Source organism: Bacteroidia bacterium (assembly GCA_027493955.1).
Classification (GTDB): domain Bacteria; phylum Bacteroidota; class Ignavibacteria; order SZUA-365; family SZUA-365; genus JAOSJT01.
Genome location: JAOSJT010000001.1, coordinates 1,777,282 through 1,794,066, shown reverse-complemented (window position 1 = coordinate 1,794,066; position 16,785 = coordinate 1,777,282). Strand labels below are relative to the sequence as shown.

12 protein-coding genes are annotated in these 16,785 nt (G+C 59.9%); 5 read left to right on the top strand and 7 right to left on the bottom strand.

The annotated features are described in order from the left end of the window. Nucleotides 1–177 precede the first annotated feature (177 nt). Genes mnhG through M5R41_07010 form a run of 7 tightly spaced genes read right to left on the bottom strand, consistent with a single transcriptional unit; the run spans nt 178 to nt 5,727 of the window. Nucleotides 178–522, bottom strand: coding sequence for a monovalent cation/H(+) antiporter subunit G (gene mnhG / locus M5R41_07040; GenBank protein ID MCZ7556139.1), 345 nt, complete (start codon nt 520–522; stop codon nt 178–180). After that, nucleotides 519–803, bottom strand: a complete 285-nt coding sequence (locus tag M5R41_07035; protein MCZ7556138.1) for a monovalent cation/H+ antiporter complex subunit F — start codon at nt 801–803, stop codon at nt 519–521. The genes mnhG and M5R41_07035 overlap by 4 nt, the downstream gene beginning before the upstream one ends. Then, on the bottom strand, nt 800–1,150 hold the full coding sequence (locus M5R41_07030) for a Na+/H+ antiporter subunit E (GenBank protein ID MCZ7556137.1): 351 nt from the start codon (nt 1,148–1,150) through the stop codon (nt 800–802). The genes M5R41_07035 and M5R41_07030 overlap by 4 nt, the downstream gene beginning before the upstream one ends. Next, nucleotides 1,147–2,649 (bottom strand): Na+/H+ antiporter subunit D, encoded by a 1,503-nt coding sequence (locus tag M5R41_07025; GenBank protein ID MCZ7556136.1) that lies wholly within the window; start codon nt 2,647–2,649, stop codon nt 1,147–1,149. The genes M5R41_07030 and M5R41_07025 overlap by 4 nt, the downstream gene beginning before the upstream one ends. Continuing rightward, nucleotides 2,646–2,993, bottom strand: a complete 348-nt coding sequence (locus M5R41_07020; GenBank protein MCZ7556135.1) for a Na+/H+ antiporter subunit C — start codon at nt 2,991–2,993, stop codon at nt 2,646–2,648. Before M5R41_07020 ends, M5R41_07025 begins: the two co-directional genes overlap by 4 nt. Further along, nucleotides 2,990–3,421 (bottom strand): Na+/H+ antiporter subunit B, encoded by a 432-nt coding sequence (locus tag M5R41_07015; GenBank protein MCZ7556134.1) that lies wholly within the window; start codon nt 3,419–3,421, stop codon nt 2,990–2,992. Before M5R41_07015 ends, M5R41_07020 begins: the two co-directional genes overlap by 4 nt. Then, nucleotides 3,418–5,727, bottom strand: coding sequence for a putative monovalent cation/H+ antiporter subunit A (locus M5R41_07010; GenBank protein MCZ7556133.1), 2,310 nt, complete (start codon nt 5,725–5,727; stop codon nt 3,418–3,420). The genes M5R41_07015 and M5R41_07010 overlap by 4 nt, the downstream gene beginning before the upstream one ends. A 729-nt stretch (nt 5,728–6,456) precedes the next feature. Between M5R41_07010 and M5R41_07005 the strand changes: the two genes are divergently transcribed. The 5 genes from M5R41_07005 (at nt 6,457) to M5R41_06985 (ending at nt 16,716) form a co-directional block, all read left to right on the top strand. Next, the gene (locus tag M5R41_07005; GenBank protein MCZ7556132.1) at nt 6,457–8,667 is read left to right on the top strand and encodes a hypothetical protein; all 2,211 of its coding nucleotides are present in this window, start codon (nt 6,457–6,459) and stop codon (nt 8,665–8,667) included. 429 nt (nt 8,668–9,096) lie between these two features. Then, on the top strand, nt 9,097–10,389 hold the full coding sequence (locus tag M5R41_07000) for an alkaline phosphatase (protein ID MCZ7556131.1): 1,293 nt from the start codon (nt 9,097–9,099) through the stop codon (nt 10,387–10,389). 1,272 nt (nt 10,390–11,661) lie between these two features. Then, nucleotides 11,662–14,466 carry a TonB-dependent receptor gene (locus tag M5R41_06995; GenBank protein ID MCZ7556130.1) on the top strand — a complete coding sequence of 935 codons (2,805 nt, stop codon included), beginning with the start codon at nt 11,662–11,664 and terminating at the stop codon, nt 14,464–14,466. A gap of 134 nt (nt 14,467–14,600) precedes the next feature. Then, nucleotides 14,601–15,977: a T9SS C-terminal target domain-containing protein gene (locus M5R41_06990; GenBank protein MCZ7556129.1), complete on the top strand. Its 1,377-nt coding sequence runs from the start codon at nt 14,601–14,603 to the stop codon at nt 15,975–15,977. A 172-nt stretch (nt 15,978–16,149) separates the two neighbouring features. Beyond that, nucleotides 16,150–16,716, top strand: coding sequence for a hypothetical protein (locus tag M5R41_06985; GenBank protein ID MCZ7556128.1), 567 nt, complete (start codon nt 16,150–16,152; stop codon nt 16,714–16,716). Nucleotides 16,717–16,785 lie beyond the last annotated feature (69 nt).

Here is a 16,785-nt window from a genome sequence, read left to right as displayed (position 1 = left end):
TCTCGACGAAAAGTTATCCGAAAATGGCTAAACACTCAGATTTAGCTGACGAATACGCATCTTAATGGATGATTATAACACTTGCTATCCGAGGATCTTCCGGCATGCCCCCGCGAACCAAATCTCCCCGGACATCCGCGCTACCCCATCCCCCCCCCGCACCGATCACCCCGCGCGTCACTCCCTCTTGCGCGTTTCCATGTCCTTCTTCCACTCGTCCAGCACGGTGCCTTCCCACATGGGGGTTTTGAGCAGATAAGCGGCGCGGGATATCATGTGGCCGGCGACGGGGGCGGTCATGAAAATGAAGAGTATCACGAGCAGCACTTCGAGGCCCACCCACCAGTCGCGGAAATACATCGCCACGCCCAGCAACATCAGCACGGCGCCGAAGGCCCCGCCCTTGGTGGCCGCGTGCATGCGTATGTACAGATCCGGGAAGCGCAGCGTGCCCAGCGCGGAGGTGAAGAAAAAGACAGCGCCGCCCAGAAGCAGTACGGCCACAATGATGTCCGGTATCATTTCACACCCCGCTCGAGATAGCGCGCGAATGCCACCGTGCCCAAAAAAGCGATGAGCGCCAGGAGCACGGCGGCGTTCAGAAATATCGCGACTCCGCTCAGCACGCTGTATGCCGCAATGATCCCGAGCACGATGGAGGCGACAAGATCCAATGTTACCACACGGTCCGGCAAGGCAGGGCCGCGCGCCAGCCGCCATAACGCCAGGGCGAGCGAGAGCATCAGTATCACCAGCGCTATAGTGGCGGCGGTGTGCAGCAGGGGGGACGGCGCTTCCGTCATGGGACGATCTCCCGTATGCGTGTGATGTAATCCTGACAAATCTGTCTGCGCAACGTCTCGGGATCCTCGATGTACATGCTGTGTATGTACAAGGTCCGTCTGTCGTACGTCACTTCCATGCTTATCGTGCCGGGCGTCATCGTCACGAGATTGGTCAGCACGATGAGCTGTACATCGCTCAGTTCGGGCAGCCGTATCGCGACGATACCCGGCCGGAAATGATCGCGCGGCGTGAGCACGTCGTGGGCGACGCGGAAATTCGAGAGTATCATCTCCTCGATGTAAAAAATCGCGAACAGCAGGGCCTTCCACAATCTGCGGGGCGTCAGCAAGCGAAACAACGTCATGGCAATGCTCCGCGTATGGTGTGGATGTACCGTGCCGGATCGATCAACTCGCGCGCGGCCTGGTCGGTGAGATCGAACACGTACTGCGCGCCCACGCCCATCGCCACGGTGCATAGCGCGAGCAGTACGATGGGCGCGATGAGCAGCCAGCTGTCTCCTCTCCGCAGCGTGCGGGCTCCGGCGCTTGGGGCCGCGTCGCCGTCGCGCTCGCGCCAGAAGGCCTCGCCCCAGATTTTCGTCATGGAGAACAGCGTCAACACGCTCACGGCCAGCGCCGTCGCGACTATCACATAACTGCCGGCTTCAAGCCCCGCCTGTATCAGCGCGTATTTCGCGAAGAAGCCGGACAGCGGCGGCAGTCCCGCAAGCGCCAGCGCGAGGATGAGAAAAAGTATGGCGACGAAGGGCGAAGAGCGGAGCAGACCGCCGAGGTCCTTCAGCGTCGTGCTTCCGTGTACCGCGAGTATGTATCCCGCGACGAGGAACAACCCCGCTTTCGCTATGGCGACATGTAGGGTAAAATACAGCACGCCCGAAAGCGCGGCCCCGGTGAATATCCCTATACCCATCATCGCGTAGCCGATCTGACTGATGATGTGAAACGAGAGCAGCCGCCGCATCTCGCCCTGCGCGACGGCGCCGAGCACGCCGATCACCATGGTCAGTCCCGCGACGATAAGGAAGTACGGCTGCGTGAAGCCCTGATCGTGCACGAAAATGGTGGAAAAAGTCCGTAATGTCGCGTATATGCCGACCTTGGTGAGCAGGCCGGAAAATATGGCCGTGACGGCAGGAGGCGGCACATGATAGGAATCCGGCAGCCAGAAAAAGAAGGGAAAGACCGCCGCCTTGATACCGAAGGCGATGAGGAAGAGCACGGCCGAGACGTTCACCAGCGCTCCCTGGGGATTGCTGCTCAGGCGTACGGCGAGATCGGCGAAATTCAGCGATCCCGTTTTGCCGTACAGCACGCCGATGCCGATCAGAAACAGCACCGATGCCAGCAAGTTCATCGTCACATATTTGATCGCTCCTTCGAGCTGTGCGCGCTCGCTGCCCAGCACCATCAGCACGAAGGATGCGATGAGCATGACCTCGAACCAGACGTAGAGATTGAACAGATCGCCGGTGAGAAACGCACCGGATACACCCATCAGCAGGACGAGCAGCAAACGGAAATAGCCGTGCTGCTTCCGCTGCTCGTCAATACCCGCGAAGGAATACACCGTCACGGCAAAGCCGAGCAGCGCGGTCAACAGCAGCATCAATGCCGAAAACGTGTCCGCGACGAGCGTAATGCCGAAGGGGGGATCCCAGCCGCCGACCTGCAGCACCTGTATGCCTTCGCTCTGCACGCGGTGCAGCAGGAGTACGCTCACCAGAAGCATGCCCGCAGTGACCACTCCGGCGATGATATGCTGCGCAAGCATGCGTGCCCGCAGAAGCGACGACAGCGCGGCACCGGCCAATGGCAGCAGTATGGGGAGCATGAGCATCATGTGCCGCTCTCCCGGAACTGATCGATGTCGTCGCTGCCGCGCACCTGATAGCTGCGCTTGATGAGCACGAGAAAAAACGCGAACACGCCGAAACTGATGACGATGGCGGTCAGAATCAGCGCCTGTGGCAGAGGATCCGCGTACGGTGGCTCGAGCACCTGCCGCCCTTGCGCGATAATCGGCGGCGCGGCCTTGCTCAGGCCGTCCGACAGCAGGATGAGCAGATTCGCCGCATGTCCGATGAAAATGAGACCGAGCACGATGCGGATCAGATTGCGCCGCAGCAACAGATACACGCCCGCCGCGAACAGTGCGCCGCTCAATATGGAGAGAAGGATAGTCATGTCTGTTTCTCTCCCGGCGCCTCGGCCAGCGTGAAAAAGATCGTCAGCGTAAAACCGATCACGGCGAAGTACACGCCCAGATCGAACCATAGCGGCGTCCCGAGCGGGAGCGCGCCGATCAGCGGCAGTTCCGGGACTATCCACATCCCCGTCATGAACGGCTGGTCCGAGAACAGTGCCGGCAATCCGCTGCTCAGCGCCACGAGCAATCCGCCGTTGATCAGCGTGCGGGGATCGAAGCGCAGCAGCCGGCGCGCGTCGTCCACACCGCAGGCCATGGCGCGCAGGGCCACGGCGGAGGCCGCGAGCAATCCGCCGATAAAGCCGCCGCCCGGCGCGTTGTGTCCGCGCAGCAGCAGGATGACCGATGCGAGCAGGAGCATGAGCGTGAGATGGCGCGCGGCGATGCGGAGGATGACGGAATTCACTTTCCTTCCTCCTTTTTCAGCGGACGCAAACGGATCAGCGCAAAGACTCCGACGGCCGCTACGGCGAGCACGGTAATCTCACCGAGCGTATCAAGCGCGCGAAAATCCACAAGAATCACATTCACCACATTTCTTCCGAATCCTTCGGTCAGACTTTTCTGCGCGAAGGACTCGGCGATGGAGGGAAAGAGCTGCACATCCGCCGCGAGCAGGGCCAGCGCGGTCACGATGCCGCCGGAAAACACCGCGATAACGCCGTCGCGCACCCGTGTCGCGTTGGGGGAGCGATGCGTGAACTGCGGAAGATGATACACCACGAGGACGAAAATGATGACCGTGAGTGTTTCGATGAGAATTTGCGTAATGGCGAGGTCCGCCGCGCCATAAAAGATGAAAATTACCGCAATGCCGTATCCCACGATGCCCAATCCCGCGAGTGCGGCGAGACGCGTGCGGGAAAACAGTACGACGAGTATCGCCGCCAGCATGAGCAGCACCAGACCCCATTCGAAGGGCGTTACGTCATCGAAGCCGTCCATCACGGGCCATGCGTGCAGGCGCAGCAGCGCCGTGCCCATGAGCACGATGAACGCGGAGAGGACGATGACCAGATAGGTGCGCAGATAGCCGCTTTGCAGCGTGCCGGCGAGTCGTGCCGCCAAGGCGGGAAGGTGCGCCACCGCGCGCTGATACACTGCGCCGGGCCGCAGGCGCTGCGGAGGCGCCCAGGTCCCGGCGAGCAAACGGCTTTTCTCGCGCAACGCGTACAGCGCGACGCCCAGGATCACCGTCGCGATGCTGAGCAGCAGCACGGGATTGATGCCGTGCCAGAGATGGAGTTCCAGCGCGACATGCTCCGCGCGTATGGCGGCCACGGCGGGGGAGAGCACCGGTCCCGCGATCAGATCGGGGAAGAGGCCAAATAAAAGACCGGCGAATCCCATAAACAGCGGACCGGCCCACAGCGAGGGATAGCCCTCGTGTGTGCCCGCGGGCACCTGATCCGCCTTGCCGAGGAACGGCCGAATCCCCACCATGAGGGCCACGGCTATGGTGAGCGCGTTTGCCGCGACACCCAGGGTCAGTATCAGCAGCGAAGCGTCGGGCGCCTGCATTTTCGCTTCGTACATAAGCTCTTTGCTGATGAAGCCGAGCAGGGGAGGGAAGCCCGTCATGGAAAGCGCGGCAAGTCCCGCGGCGATGCCTGTCATCGGCATCACGTGTATCAATCCCCGCAGCGAACGAACGTCCCGCGTCCCCGCCTCGTGATCGATGCTTCCGGCCACCATGAACAGCGCGCCTTTGTACAGCGAATGCACCACGAGAAACACCATGGCCGCTTTCGCCGCCAGTTCGGTGCCGATACCCAGCAGCATCACCAGCGTCCCCAATGCACTGACGGTCGAAAACGCGAGCAGGCGCTTCAGGTCGGTCTGCGTGTAGGCGATCACCGCACCAACGATCATCGTGGCCGCACCGGCGAGCGTCACCAGGTAATGCCACTCGGCGGTGTAGCCCAGCACGGGTGTCAGACGCGCGAGGAGGAAAACGCCCGCCTTGACCATGGTCGCGGAATGCAGATACGCGCTCACCGGCGCCGGCGCGGCCATCGCGCCGGGAAGCCAGAAATGAAAGGGTACCTGGGCGGACTTCGTGAACGCCCCGATCAGAATCAGAAGCAGGGCGGGAAGATACAGAGCGTGCGAACGGATGTCGCCGGCCTTGCTCACGAGGTCCGTGATGGAAAATCCTCCTCCGGCGATACTGAGAAGAATGATGCCGCCGAGCAGGGTGAGTCCTCCGGCACCTGTGATGAGCAAGGCCTGAAGAGCGGATTTCCGGGATTCTTCCTTCTCATGGTAATAGCCGATGAGCAGATACGATGCGACGCCGGTCAGTTCCCAGAATACGAACAGCACCAGGAGATTGTCGGACAGCACCACACCGAGCATCGAACCCATGAAGAGAAAGAGGAAAGCGTAAAAGCGGCCGAGATCTCTGTGCCCCTTGAGGTAACCACCGCCGTACACGAGCACGATGGCGCCGATACCGCTGATGAGCAGCGCGAAAAGCAGACTCAGTCCGTCCGGCCGGAAGCTCAGAACAAAGCCGAGCGACGGCACCCATTCCCACGACTCCAAAGGCAGGGCGTCCGACGCACCGCCGACCATCGCCCACACAATCCACACGGAAAACCCTGCGGGCAGTATCGCCAACACTATGCCTGTCTTGTTCCGCAGCACACGGTGCAGCAGGGGCGCAAGAGCGGCGAGGAGAAAAACCGTAAGAATGCCGGACAGAATCATGTGAACTGCTTGAATCGGATACGTTACGTTGCTGAACAAATGGACATCAATACCCGGACAATAAATTACAACAGTTACGCATCGAATTTCGTTTCAGGACGCCAGGTGTGACCCGCAATCCGTCGTGGCGGACACTGGTGTATATCGCGTGTGACATTAAAAAAATGCGAACAAAAATCGTCACGTTGAGTCGGGTAACCATCAGCCTGAGGCTGACGGTTTATATCGAGTGTGACATTGGTTTGAAGAAATCGACGCAAACACGGTCACCCTGAGTGTGCCCACCAATCCGCCTGGGCGGAAACCGGTCCATTTCAGGCATGACATCGGGTTCCGAATCGGCGCCAACTAAGCTCGTCATGCTGATCAGCCTCAGGCTGAACCGCGGCAAAATCTCAAGGTGATGCTCCAACGTTGTCCGGTGGCGTCTCGAAGCATGATTCGTTCCGAAACGTACGAGAAAAGTAGGTCCCGCCTCGATGTCATAAGAAGTGTGCCCACCAATCCGCCTGTGCGGACTGCTAATATGACGGAAGGTGACGAGGTTGGCTGTCTTTTCGCGCACTACACCCTCGATGTCATGGGAGGGGACTACCCTCGCCGCCGTGCGCAACCACCATCACGCGTCCCCGGCCATGCAATTTGTCTCTCATGCATCGCGGCAATAACTTACGAATTGTTCAGAACCGACATTTTGCACATCCCGAGCATACACCGCAGGCAGTCCTTATGGCCAAACCGAAAGAGAATAAAAGCGCCGCGGCAAGCGAGAAACGCCGCATGGAACCCGAAAACCTCACCCTGTCACGCACGGATCACATCCTGCTCGCGACGGTCGCCGTGTTCGTGCTGCTTCGTGGGCTCGCCACGTTGATTGGTGGCGGATCAATGCGGCTCTGGGGACTGGATTATGCGGCGTATCTCCCGTTGAGCTGGGACGTCGTCGCCGTGCTCAGCCTGCCGCTCGTGCTGCTCGTGCCGCCGGTGCGCATGGCGCTTATGCGTCTGATCTCGGGAGGCACCGCGTGGGGTGCCGCATGGCCGCGCCTCGTCACCGGGTTGCTGCTGCTCGCCGGTTTGCTCGCACTCGCATGGTATCAGCAAGTGGCCTGGGCCTTTCTGGGGGACGGTGCGTATTACGCCACGGAGATTTTCCGTATCACGGCGGACGCCGGGTATCAGACGGCCTTGATCAAACCGACATCGTGGTTGACGGGACAGCTCATCCACTGGTTGTCGGTCAGCTATCAGCCGGAGAATGTGCGCTGGCCTTTCCTGGTTCTCGGATTGGGTGGCCTGGTGATCGTGCTTGTCGGCGCCTTTCTGTTCAGCATGCACGAACGTCGGTCGGTTGCCGTGCTGCTGGTTTCCACGGCGCTGCTCAGCGCGGCATCGCTGATGTTTTTCGGTTACATCGAGCTGTACGCGCTCAGTTATTCCTTCACGGTACTGTTCTTCCTCGCGTCTATAAGGGCGTTGCGTAAAAGATCTTCGGTGATCATGCCCGGCCTGTTCCTGCTCGCAGCCATACTGTTCGGGGCATCGGCGGCGGTGTTCATTCCGGCCTGGCTTCTGCTGCTTCATTGGCGTTACCGGGGCGAGGGTGGCGCACTTCCGCTCACGCGCGCCGCGCTGATATTGAGTCTGCTGGCCCCGGCCGCGGTTATCGTGCTGTATGTCGCGGGCGGAATCGCGGGGTACAATCCCTACCTGCTCTCGTTACTTCCCTCCGAGTTGGTTGAACGCGGCATGGTGCAGGGGACGCAGAGCTACACCGTGTTTTCGTTTGCGCATATTCTCGACATAGTGAACCTGTTGTTGCTCAATGGTGGAGTGCTCGTCGTGCTGCTTCCGGTGATGGGTATCGTATTCCGTCGCAGTCAGCGCTGGAAATCGCCCGCGCTGCTTTTCGGCGCCACCGCGGCCGCCGCAGCGCTGACGCTTTTGCTCTTCGGCAACACCACCTTCGGGCTGCTGCGCGACTGGGATCTGATGACCATCCCGCTGCTCGGCCTGTTGTTTTTCACCATTCTCCTGTTGCTCGACGCGCACGCGCTGAAATCCATCTCGCTACCTGTACTCCTGGCCGCGTTGCTGCTCACGTCTTTCGGCAGTGTGTACACCTGGTTCCGCGTCAATCTCGACGAGGAGGCGTCCGCGGCGCGGCTTGAAGACGCTCTGCAGCGCGACCGCGACATGCTGCTCCCGCTGAACACCTACACCGGACTGGAGAATCTGCGGAAGTTTTATCACTCCGTGCGCGACCGCGACCGGCAGCGCGACATTTTGAAAGAGATGGCCGCTACCGGCGTACAGAAAATCACCACATACACGAAATACTCGACGCTTGCCGTTGAAAACACGGATGCGGAGCTGCGGCGCAAGGATTTCCACTGGCTGTTCGGGCAGTACCTGCGCGAGTATACCGCACCGGCCCCCGCCAACAGCGTCGCCGCACTGGACGCACAGATCCTGCGCGAGAACGCTTCCAAGGCGCTGCTCTATGGCTTCCAGTCTGGAGAGGCCGAACTGGCGGCGGAGTACTTGGAGAAATACCGTCCTCATATTCCGCAGTGGAAGGAAGAAGCCCTTCTGTTGACGTTCAGCACGCCGGGCCTGCCGCCGCACGAGGTAGCCGCCGCCGCCCGGCAATCCATTGACGAACAGACACAGGATGCCGCGCTGCTGCTCGCCGCCGCGCGTCTGCACAATCAGGCGCGGGAATTCGAGTATGCGGCGAAATTCTACCGACTGTCCATGCAGCGGGACGATCGTACGTTCCCGATACTGTACATCGAGCTGGCGCAGATCCTCTTTGAGGAATTGAACAGAAAGGACGAAGCCGTTCTCATGCTCGCGGAGTGTCGTCGCGTCGCACCCAATTCACGCGAAGCGCAAAAGGCCACGGACATACTCACGCAACTCGGGTTGTTTCCCTGAAAGGAGCGGGTGAGTGCGGAGAGCGGAGAGCACGCTGCTGCGTTTCGGATGTCTGCACAATGAACTACATCGGGTGATTGGCTCTTGTTTGCTCCTGTACCCGCGCACTTGCTGAACTGAGGTGCTTGGACGACTCGCGGGTTCCCGCGGCCGTGCTCTCTGCTCTACGCTTTCCACTTTCCTCCCGACGTGCGGTGTCTGCACGATGGGAGCACTCTCCCGCGGCCGTGCTCTCTGCTCTACGCTTTCCACTTTCCTCCCGACGTGCGGTGTCTGCACGATGGGAGCACTCTCCCGCGGCCGTGCTCTCTGCTCTTCGCTCTCTGCTTCCTTCCGGATTTCTTATACAATTCTAACATCCGAACCTTCCGGCGGAAGAAGCGACATCAGTATCTTCCATGTACTGTATCACCAGCCGGAAGTGCTCTCGTGCGAACATCTTTTGTCCTCTGCTTTTTTGCGCTCATCGCGATCATCGGCGGTAAGGGAATCGCCCAGCAGGCGCTCACCGGCAATGTCATATTCATTCATCCGGACGGCAGCGGCGCTTCCATGTGGGGAGCGCTGCGGCTGCTGGAGCAGGGTCCCGACGGCATGCTGCACTGGGATCGCATGGAGCGTCTGGGTTTGTACCGCGGGCATCAGCGCAATTCCGCCGGAAGCACCTCGCATGCGGGCGCGACGACGCACGCCTTCGGGGTGAAAGTGGATTACGACACCTTCGGGCATGTTCCGGAGAAACCTGTGACGACGCCGACGGGAAGAACAGTGAGCATCATGACCGAAGCGATAGAACGCGGTATCGTTACGGGACTGATCAACAGCGGTCACCTCGCGGAGCCCGGCACCGCGGTGTTCGTTGCCGGCGCTTTCGACAGGGCTTCCACCGACACCATCACCGCAAAGCTCCTTGCCGGTGGCGTGGATGTCATCATGGGCGGAGGCGAGAATCTGCTTCTTCCCGCCGGACAGCGCGGGCGTCATGGCGGAGAAGGAGTGCGGAAAGATGGCCGTAACCTGATCGAAGAAGCGCGGGCCGCCGGCTACACCGTGATCTTCACCCGCGACGAATTACTCGCTCTTCCCGACGGGGTAGAGAAGCTCCTCGGCGTGTTCGCGGCGAAGCACACCTTCAACGATATGAGCGAGGAGGAGTTGAAAGCAAAGGGACTCCCGCTGTATCAACCAGACGCGCCCACGGTCGCGGAAATGACCGCCGCGACATTGAACATATTTCAGAAAATGGGGAAACAGTTTATACTCGTCGTCGAAGAGGAAGGATCCGACAACTTCGCCAACGACAACAATGCAATCGGCGCCCTGACCGCGCTGTCGCGTGCAAATGAGGCAATCGGGGTGGCCTTGGAGTACATCGCACGACACCCTGAGACGCTGCTGCTGACGGCGGCTGACAGCGACGCCGGGGGCATGGAAGTGTACAGCGTTCGGGCAGCGGAGGAATTTGATGCGCCACTTCCGACAGTGACGGACAACGGATCACCTTTGGATGGCATGGGCGGGACCGCGACGCTTCCGTTCACCGCCGCTCCCGATGCTTTCGGCACACGCCTGCGCTTCGGCATCGCCTGGGCGTGCGAAGAAGACGTCATGGGCGCCATTGTCGCGCGCGCGCATGGCCTGAATGCGGAACACCTCCCCGCATCGGTGGACAACACCGAAATCTATCGTTTGATGTACCGGACGCTGTTCGGGAAAGAGTGAGCGGGGAGAGCGGGAGCGGAGAGCGGAGAGCGGAGAGCGGAGAGCAGAGAGCGGAGAGCACGCGAGTACGTTTCGGATGCCCGCACAATGGACTGCATCCGCTGTTCGGGCTTGGCGCGTTGGGTGCTTGTCGCGTGCGGCCCCCAGCTGCCGTTGGGGGGTAAAGGAGGTGTCGTCAGCCTAGGCTGAGCTTGGGAGGTCGTGGCTGCTGTCGCGTGTGCCCCCCACACTCACGTGTGGGGTTGGTGGAAGTGTCGCCCTTCGGGCTCTTCACCCTTCACCCTTCACCCTTTACCTCTCCAAGTGTCGCCCTTCGGGTTTGAGATCGGCAGGAGTGACGTGCGGCCCCCAGCTGCCGTTGGGGGTTAGAGGAAGTGTCGTCAGCCTGGGCTGAGCTTGGGAGGTCGTGGCTGCTGTCGCGTGTGCCCCCCCACACTCACGTGTGGGGTTGGTGGAAGTGTCGCCCTTCGGGCTCTTCACCCTTCACCCTTTACCTCTCCAAGTGTCGCCCTTCGGGATTGGGATCGGCAGGAGTGGCGTGCGGCTCCCAACTGCCGTTGGGGGGGTACAGGAGGTGTCGTCAGCCTAGGCTGAGCTTGGGAGGTCTTGGCTGCTGTCGCGTGTGCCCCCCCACACTCACGTGTGGGGTTGGTGGAAGTGTCGCCCTTCGGGCTCTTCACCCTTCACCCTTCACCCTTCACCCTTCACCCTTTACCTCTCCAAGTGTCGCCCTTCGGGCTTGGGATCGGCAGGAGTGCCGTGCGGTCCCCAACTGCCGTTGGGGGGGTACAGGAGGTGTCGTCAGCCTAGGCTGAGCTTGGGAGGTCGTGGCTGCTGTCGCGTGTGCCCCCCCACACTCACGTGTGGGGTTGGTGGAAGTGTCGCCCTTCGGGCTCTTCACCCTTCACCCTTTACCTCTCCAAGTGTCGCCCTTCGGGCTTGGGATCGGCAGGAGTGGCGTGCGGCCCCCAGCTGCCGTTGGGGGGTACAGGAGGTGTCGCCCTTCGGGCTTGGCGTCTCGTGTCACGTTTCACGATTAACGTTTCACGTTTCACGATTAACGTTTCACGATTAACGTTTCACGATTAACGTTTCACGATTAACGTTTCACGTTTCACGTTTCACGATTAACGTTTCACGTTTAACGCTTAACGATTCACCCTTCACCCTCCCCGCCGCATTTCACACCGAAAACAAACGCATCGCTAATAAACCCCTAACACGGCGGGGATAATTTGAAGCATGTTTCATTCATGTCCGAGAAGACATACCATGCTCAAGTTCATCAAATGGCGGCGACTGTTCGTCGCTCTGGTCCTGTTTTTCCCCTCTCTCGCGCTCTCCCAGAACGCAAGCGTCTCCGGTAAGGTCGTGGATGCCGCGACGGGAGAGCCCCTCATCGGCGCCAACGTGCTGCTCGTCGGTAAAAGCAAAGGCGCAACCACCGATCTCGATGGAGTGTACCTGATACGGGACCTGTCGGCCGGGAAGTATGATCTGCAGATTTCCTACGTTTCCTATACGAAGAAATTGGTCCGCGGAGTGGAATTGGTCGCCGGCAAGCCGACGACGATCAACGTCTCGCTCGAGTCCGAGACTTTTGAAATGGAAGAGGTTGTGGTGGAAGCTGCAGCCGTGCGCAATTCCGAGGCCGCGCTGCTGGCGTTGCAGAAAAAAGCTGCCGGCGTGAGCGACGCCATCAGTGAAGAACAGATCAAACGCTCTCCCGACTCCGATGCAGCCGATGCCGTCAAGCGCGTCACCGGTGTGTCCGTCGTCGGCGGAAAATACACCTACGTGCGCGGACTCGGCGAGCGTTACAGCAACACACAGCTCAACGACGTGTCTATTCCCAGTCCCGAACCCGAGAAAAAGGTGGTGCCGTTCGACCTTTTTCCTTCGAATATGATTCAGAATCTTATTACCGCGAAAACCTTTACCCCCGATCAACCCGGAAATTTCTCCGGCGGTCTGGTAAAAATCAATACACGGGAATTTCCCACGGCGTTCACGATGAACGCGGGTATTTCCACGGGTTTCAACACCAATACCTCGTCCGCTTCCATTCCCGGATACACGGGCGGTGCGACGGATTTCCTCGGCTTTGACGATGGCACGCGCTCGTTGCCTTCGGCCGTGCCCTCCACGCCTCCTTCGAACCGTCCCACCGCCGCACAGAGCGCGGGACTGCTGGGACTGTTCAACAATCAGTGGACGCCGGAAAACCGTACCGCCGCGCCGAATCTCGGTGTGAATTTCTCCATCGGTGATCAGTTCACACTCGGCTCGCTGCCGGTGGGGTATCTCGCCTCGCTGTCCTACAGCGCCGAAACCAGCTACCGCGAGAAACGCGAGCGCTATCCGACGCAGGAAATTGATCCCGCGACCGGTGTCGCCCAGCTCAAGGACGATTACACCGTGCGCCAGGGAACGAACTCCGTGCTCTGGGGCGCTCTGCTCAATCTCAGCACGCGTCTTTCCGACAACGATAAAATCAGCGTCAAGTCCATTTTCAACCGCTCGTCCGACGACGAGGCTCGCCTCATTGACGGCTACAGCGCGCAGGGATCATCTTCCGGTTTCTATCGCTCGTCCCGTCTCCAGTTCGTGGGACGCACCATTTTCTCCTCCGTGCTGTCGGGCGAACATCAGATGAAGAACACACTCGATTCGCGTCTGGAATGGCGCGCGTCCATAGCCACGGCACAGCGCGACGAACCGGACAACCGTGAAACCGTGTACGCGCTGGAGCAGAGCACCGGCCGCTATTTCCTGCCCAACAATTTCGGCAGCGGCAACGGACGCTTTTTCTCCGATCTCAACGATCAGAGCTACAGCGCCGGGCTGGACTGGATTGTTCCCGTCAACGCCTTGGGTCAGAACAGCCGCGTTAAAGTCGGAGCGCTGGCGGATGTGCGCACACGCGAATTCAGCGCCCGCCGATTTTTGTTCAGCAATGTGAACAGCGCATCGCAATATCTGTCGCCCGAAGAACTGTTCACACCGGAAAACGTCGCCGCCGGCAATATCGAATTTCTCGATGCCACCGCCGCCAATGATTCCTACGATGCCGACGAGGCCACCTTCGCGGGGTATGCCATGATTGACCTCGCCCTGACCGACCGGCTCCGTATGATCGCCGGTGCCCGCTACGAGAATATCGCTACGGAAGTCACGTCCTTCGATCCTTTCGGCGTGACGTCTCCCGAAAATATGAATGCCTCCCTGAAAGACGCGAACATTCTGCCTGCGGTGAATCTGGTCTACACCGTCACACCGAACATGAATCTCCGCGCGGCGTTCAGCAAGACCATTGCCCGTCCCGAATTCCGCGAGCTGGCGCCGTTCCGCTTCGACGATTATCGTACGAGCACCTTCGGCAACGCCGCGCTGAAACAAACGGACATTCAGAATTACGATGTCCGCTGGGAATGGTATCCCAATCCGGGTGAAATCGTCGCCGTGAGCGCATTTTACAAGCAGTTCAACGATCCTATCGAGAAAGTGCTGTATCCCAGCGCCAACAACAACTTCGTCATCCCCATCAACGCGAACGACGCGGAGAATGTCGGCCTCGAATTCGAGGTGCGCAAGAATCTCGGCTTCGCTCACGACCTGCTCGAGAATTTCAACGTCGGGATGAATGTCACGCTGGTGCAGTCGCGCATCGAATTCCGTAAGGACGAGAACTTCGCGGTGCGCGCCATTCCGGGGCTCGACTACCTGTCGGCCGCCGGCTTCGCCAACAGCGAACGTCCGCTCGAAGGGATGTCGCCGTATGTGGTAAATCTTTCGCTCGGGTACAGCGCACCGACGGGCACGAACGTGATGCTGTTCTACAATCTGCTCGGCGAACGCATTCGCGAGATCGGCACCAGCGGGTATGACGATACGTACGAACAGGCCCGCAATCAGCTCGATCTCACCATAGCGCAGAAAGTTCTGGAAACCGTCAGCGTCAAGCTCGCCATGAAGAACCTCCTGAATGAGGATTACATCTTCCGCATGGGCGACCTGGAGACCTCGCGGTATTCGATAGGCCGGTCGTTCTCCCTCGGCTTGTCCTACAGCCTGTAACATGAGAATTGTCTTCTCGGACACGATGTCGTACGGGGTGCGGATGGGCTGATGCCCATCCCCTCCCGCGACGTCGGTACCCGGGACCAGCATCGTTCACTCACACTATTTATTACATTACCGGAGTTTTTTGTATGTCTTCCATCACCCGTTTTCTTGCGCTCGGTACTCTTGCCGGTGCGTTGATCTTCGGTGGTTGCAGCGACGACGACGACAGCACCCCGATCAATCCCAACCCCACCGACACACGCGCGGAACTCGCAGGCAACATTCTTGGCAGCCGCACCCTGAATGCGGACAGCGTCTACGTGCTCAAGGGCTTTGTGCTCGTGCAGCCCGGTGCCGTGCTCACCATTCCCGCCGGGACGCGCATTGAAGGTGATTTCGCCACCAAGGGCGCGCTCATCACCGTGCGTGGCAGCGGCAATCAGGCAAGCGGTAAAATCATTGCCGACGGCACCGCGTCCAAACCGATCATCTTTACTTCCAGCCAGCCCGCCGGCCAGCGCAAGCGTGGCGACTGGGGCGGTATCGTGCTCAATGGCCTGGCACCCACCAACTGGCCGGGCGGCACCGGCGTCGGCGAAGGCAACACCGGCGCCTATGGCGGCGCAAAGGCCGACGACAACAGCGGTATTCTTCGTTACGTGCGCATCGAGTACGGCGGCACCAAGATTACACCGGACAATGAAATCAACGGCCTCACGCTCAACGGCGTCGGCACCGGCACCATCATCGAGCATGTGCAGACACATTTCATCGCCGATGACGGTTTCGAATGGTTCGGTGGTACCGTGAACGGCAAGTGGCTTGTCAGCTCCGGCAACGACGACGATGCATTCGACATGGACTATGGTTTCTCCGGTAAGCTGCAATTCCTCCTTGCCCTGCAGGATCCCGATCTTGCGAACCGCGGCCTCGAAATGGACAACGACGCTTCCGGCAGCAGCAACATGACCACCGCCCCGACCAGCGGCGCCGACGGTCTCTCGTACGACGGCACACAGACGCTGACCAGCCCGCTCATTTACAACTGGACGGTGATCGGTACGGGCAAGGAAAAGGCGAATGATGACAACAACGACGGTCTCTACATTCGTCGTAACAGCCAACCCCGATTTGCCAACGTGCTTGTTACCAACTTCGGCAATTACTCGGCCGTGGTGGACGGCAGCGGCTCCATTGGTCACATGACCAGCGGCGCATCCTACATCAAGAACTCGATTTTCCACGGCGGAAAGGGCGGCTACGCGCATCGTACCAGCTCCGGCACGACCGTGCAGAGCATTCCCGCCGAGTGGAACACCCGCGAAGCGGATCCCATGCTGACCAGCATCGTGTTTACCACGCCTGATCCCCGTCCGAAGGCGGGTAGCCCTGCATTGAGCGGTGCGGCCGATCCGACAATGGATCCCATGAGCAAGGGCTTCTTTACCGCCGCCCCGTATGTCGGCGCCTTCGATGGTGCGACGAACTGGTTGAGTGGCTGGACGAATTTCGCGAAGAACTAAACGCGAACGTGTCCCCTGATCTCAGGCGCTGAGGCCAGGGGCGGGATACCGTTACCGGACACGGTGCGGGCCCCCGCCTCTGGCCTCACGATTATTCCGTTGTTTCCCTATTTTGTACTGATGCCGACGCATCCGCATTCTCACGCGCACGGCCACATTATTCTCAGCTCGTATGAAACGCATTCTTCTTCTCCTCACCGTGCTTCTCCTGGCGAGTTGCGGCCAGCGCGAAAAGAATACGCACGCCGCGGCGGACGACGCAACGGTCGATCAGAAGTCCGAGGGCGAACTGCCGGACTCCGTTCGCGCCAGGAAGTTCTCGCCTGTATTTCCGACGGTTGATTCGCTGTTCTCCATCTATATCAGCGCCATCGCCGAGCGCGACACTGCGACATTGGCTTCGCTGTTGGTGACGGAAGAGGAATTTCAGCATTGGCTATGGCCGGAATTTCCCATGAGCGATCCGGCGATGAACGTCCCCGAAGGCTTTGCCTGGAGGAATCTCGCAATCAAAAGCGACAAGGGACTCAGGCGCATGTTGCGTGACCTCGGCGGGCGCAGATACTCGATCACACGCTTACGCTTCGTCGAAGGAGTGGAGAAATACGCATCCTTCGAGGTGTGGAGCGGTACGCGCGTGGACGTGCTGGACGAGCGGGGAAAGTCCGTTGAGCTCGCGTACGCGGGCTCTATCGTGCAGTTGAACGGCACGCACAAATTGATGAGTTACAAGGAGTGAGGAATTCCCGATTCCCGTTATCTTTCGGTATGTGTGTCTGGCGCAACGAAAGGGTGTTACACCATGATC